Origin of the sequence: Dialister sp. (assembly GCF_036343215.1) — a bacterium.
Classification (GTDB): domain Bacteria; phylum Bacillota; class Negativicutes; order Veillonellales; family Dialisteraceae; genus Dialister.
Genome location: NZ_JAZASU010000218.1, coordinates 1 through 1,194 on the forward strand (window position 1 = coordinate 1; position 1,194 = coordinate 1,194).

2 rRNA genes are annotated in these 1,194 nt (G+C 48.0%); both read left to right on the plus strand.

Going from position 1 to position 1,194, the window contains the following annotated elements:
- Nucleotides 1-292: ribosomal RNA gene (locus VZT47_RS10540) — 16S ribosomal RNA — on the plus strand; the annotation flags it as partial.
- 331 nt (nt 293-623) lie between these two features.
- Nucleotides 624-1,194: ribosomal RNA gene (locus VZT47_RS10545) — 23S ribosomal RNA — on the plus strand; the annotation flags it as partial.

The following is a 1,194-nucleotide window of genomic DNA, read 5'->3' on the forward strand; positions in this document are numbered from 1 at the left end:
GAGTGAGGCGAAGTAGTGATACGGAGCAAAACGCAGAAAACCCATCGTAGTTCGGATCGGATTCTGAAACCCGACTCCGTGAAGCTGGAATCGCTAGTAATCGCACATCAGCACGGTGCGGTGAATACGTTCCCGGGCCTTGTACACACCGCCAGTCACACCATCCGAGTGGGGGGTACCAGAAGTCGTGAGTATAACCGCAATGGGGACCATTCAGAATGTACGCTTCGTGAGGGGGGTGAAGTCGTAACAAGGTAGTCGTACCGGAAGGTGCGGCTGGATCACCTCCTTTTAAGAAAAGGAATGAAAGTGTTTGTGTACGCACAAATAAGAGTAGATTGTTTCCTTCTCCGGTCTGTTGAAGGCCTTTCGAGTTTTAATGGTTTTTTACGAAGTAAAAAATGCGAGCCTTTTGCGAGCAAATTAAAACTCGGTAAGTAAAAATCACGAAGTGATTTTTACGACGTTTTTTGAAATTACGAAGGAAGGACGGAAGCCGTACCTGAAAAGGTATGGAAGAAGGAAAAAGACGCGGAAAGCCGAGTGGAAAGGGAAAAAAGCTTGAATAAAAAAGACCCAGACTGCGGAAAGATGGAAAGGCTTAGAAGCGGAAAAAATAATATGGTCAAGCGAATAAAGGTTTATGGCGGATGCCTTGGAGCTGTCAGGCGAAGAAGGACGTGATAAGCTGCGAAAAGCCGGGGGAAGGAGCACATATCCTGTGATCCCCGGATATCCGAATGGAGTAATCCACATGAGCAATCATGAACCCGAATGCATGAATATATAGTGCACGGGAGCGAAACTGAGTGAAGTGAACCATCTAAGTAACTCGGGAACAGAAATCAAAAGAGATTCCCCAAGTAGCGGCGAGCGAACGGGGAGGAGCCCAAACCACTTTGAGTGGGGTTGTAGGACCGCATAAGGAGTTTGTAGAAAACTGAATTATAGGGGAAGCTTCTGGGAAGGAGCGTCATAGAGCGTGAAAGCCGCGTACCCGAAATGAAGAAGTCTCCTGCGGAATCCTGAGTAAGGCGGGGCACGTGAAACCCTGTCTGAATCCGGGTCGACCACGATCCAAGGCTAAATACTGAACAGCTACCGATAGCGGAGAAGTACCGTGAGGGAAAGGCGAAAAGAACCCCGGTAAGGGGAGTGAAATAGAACCTGAAACCATAAACTGACAAGATGTCA